This window comes from Thermogutta sp., from assembly GCF_014359955.1.
In the GTDB taxonomy this organism is placed as follows: Bacteria; Planctomycetota; Planctomycetia; order Pirellulales; family Thermoguttaceae; genus Thermogutta.
On the sequence record NZ_JACIYL010000604.1, the window covers coordinates 1 to 2795 of the forward strand.

Below are 2795 nucleotides of genomic sequence, written 5' to 3' on the forward strand. Positions count from 1 at the left end.
CTTCACCGACCCCGGCCTCCGCAGCAATCTGTCTGCGGACTTCCGGGTTAACATTCCTTTCAAGCCACTCATTGTAGAGCTTGGTGAGATCCTCCGCGTAACTGTTGGTAATATCCGTCCAGGTACCCGGATATTTCCGTGTATTCAGCCCCTGAAGCCGCCCATCCATCCAGGCCTCGACGAGGGAATTCTCATTAACAAATTCGATCAGTGCCACGCCGGGTTCATTTCGATACTCATTACCCGTATAAGGGTTGCGATGTGTTAAAAGTTGCCGCGCGTACTCACGCTGCAATTCCAGCAGCCTTGGATCGAAGTATGTGAGACCTTTGGCAAATCCCAGATACTCATAATCCTTGACTCCGTCGCCTGCCTTGTAGCTGCGTGCAACATTGAGATTTAAATCGACATAGATTCCGTTCTGTTTGAGCTGATAGACGATATAGTCCAGGCGATCGAGCATTTCAGGGTCGAGCTGGCGTGTATCGTCCCGATTGGCCGCGATGATCCCGTTGGGAGCTGGTCTGTCAAAAAAATGGAAGCGCACGCAGTTAATTCCCCAGCGGGCAAGCCGGCGGGCAATGATCGGGGCGTGTTTCTTCGGCGGCAGACACCCCTGACCGGAAAAATTAACACCCCAGAAGCGAATTCTCTTGCCGGACGCCGTGGCCAGATGGCCATCCTTGATTGTGATAAATCCCTCCTTCCCGGCAGGTGTTTCAAGCAGGAACGACAGATCGATTAAACTGTCCCCGGCGTCCCACGATACTGGACAAGGGGCAAACTCCTCGGCTGAAGGTCCCGCCTGCTCAAAGAGCAGCGGTACCCCAAACGCCACTACCAGCAGCCCGACGACCCTCGCAGGTGTAAACATGCGCAATCCCTTTGGCCAACGCGCTTTGAAAAAGTGCCGGTCTTGACAGACCGGTGCGTGCGACGCTATCAGCACACACAACCGTTTTTTATTTACGATTGATCTGTTATTCGCGCAACATACACGCGAATCCCGGAAAAACCCTGGTTGTTACTTGGACTTTAATGCCACGCTCCGTTGTTATCAGTTGTTAATCGAGTGACCAGGGTTTTCGATACTCGTAATGGAGCATCTGATTGGCTTCCTCGTTATTCGTGAAGCGTTCCTTTTCGGCGTCCCATTCCAGTCGGGCACCCACCGCCAGCGAAATATTGGCGATAAGGCTGCATGTCGTGGAACGATGGCCGATCTCCACGTCAGCATTGGGGAGCTGCCGACTCCTCATGCAGTCCAGGAAATTCCGCGCATGATCTACGGTCATGTCGTTTTCGCCGGCTGGCACCTCGACACGAATCGGCTCCATCCGGGGACGGGGATCCTGAAATTGGCCCCCGCGTTCAGGGATGATTTCGAATACCCTGCCGCCGATATACGCAGCACCGAGTGTGCCGCGAAGTTCCAGCTCGCCCTGGGCCAGGGCAGGTGCTCCGGATGCCTCGTACTGTCCAAAAATCGCCAATCGCCCCGAGGCAAACTGGAAAACCGCTTCCATCGTGTCGGGAATCGTTCGGTCATCATCCACGGCAAACTTTCCCCCCATCGCACAGACCGACGACGGTGCTAACTCGTCCGTTAGCCAGCGAATCGCATCCAGATAATGCACGCCCCAATTGGCCATCTGCGAAGAATAGAGATCCCACCATCGGAACTTGTAGGGGGCGATGGTCTCCTGGAAAGGTCGTTCCGGCCGAGGACCAAGCCAGAGGTCCCAGTGAAGTCCCGGTGGCGGAGCGGAAGGTGCCGCTTTACCGATTCCCTTGGGATACATGTTGCTGAGCCGATACGCCCGCGAAACCGTCACCTTGCCAATTTTTCCCGAGTGCACAAGTTCGTAAAGTTGCGCATACAGTTTGGAAGACCGTCGATGCGTGCCCACCTGAACGATCCGTTGGTATTTGCGGGCTGCTTCGACCATTTTTCGCCCTTCCACCACCGTGATGGAGAGCGGTTTTTCCACATACACATCTTTTCCTGCTCGGCATGCCCAAACCGTCTGAATCGCATGCCAGTGGTCGGGCGTCGCGATCACCACCCCGTCCACATCGTTCCGATCGAGAACCTTGCGGAAATCGATCGTTGTATCGGCCTTACGGGGTAGTTTTTGCTGGGCTCGATCCAGATACGGCTCGTAGACATCGCAGAGGGCCACGACCTCTATGTCCTCATGCTTGAGAAAGGCATCCAGAAGCTGACTGCCTCGATTTCCCACTCCGATAAAGCCCAGGCGGATTCGGTCATTGGCCCCCAGAACACGGGAACGACTCACGGCCGACCAGGCCAAAGCGCCGATGCCAACTTGGGAAAACGCGCGTCGAGTCATCTCCAATGGCGACATGATTCCTCCTCCGATGGATATGGGAAAACATTTGAGAGCTCCCCGTTAACCCCATCCCGCTGCTTTCGCAGAAGACGGGACAACGGATTTTCTCGTGCGGCAACTCAACAAGATGCTACTCTGCGAGAGAAGGCACCGTCAAGCGACCTGTGCTCCGCCCCGTCCCTACTTTTGCAAAGACCTGTGAGCTGCCACCGCACACGGTGTTGGAGGGCAGTTCATCAATTCCCCTACGGTGGAATCACCCACTGAACCGAGCAGTTGGAGCCCACGCGGCGAGACGGACCATTCGAGGGTTCGAGTGTGGACCCCACAAGCAGGTTTTCCAGAGAAATCCCCCCGAGGGGCACGCTTGTCGTGCCCGCCGGAGCTCACGTGGATGTCCGCATCCTCGTCGGCAGAGGAAAAAGGGGAGGTGTCAGTTCC

General features: G+C 55.8%; 2 protein-coding genes. Both read right to left on the reverse strand.

All coding sequences use genetic code 11. From position 1 onward, the window contains the following. Positions 1–874 (reverse strand): cellulase family glycosylhydrolase (locus H5U08_RS14905; protein ID WP_297034756.1); only part of this gene is annotated, 874 nt, incomplete at its 3' end. A gap of 190 nt (positions 875–1064) precedes the next feature. Beyond that, positions 1065–2369, reverse strand: coding sequence for a Gfo/Idh/MocA family oxidoreductase (locus tag H5U08_RS14910; protein WP_297034758.1), 1305 nt, complete (start codon positions 2367–2369; stop codon positions 1065–1067). Between the last annotated feature and the right edge of the window lie 426 nt (positions 2370–2795).

What these genes read in the sequence shown, in the direction of transcription:
- H5U08_RS14910 (WP_297034758.1), bottom strand. Translation starts at nt 2,369, where the DNA reads ATGTCGCCATTGGAGATGACTCGACGCGCGTTTTCCCAAGTTGGCATC.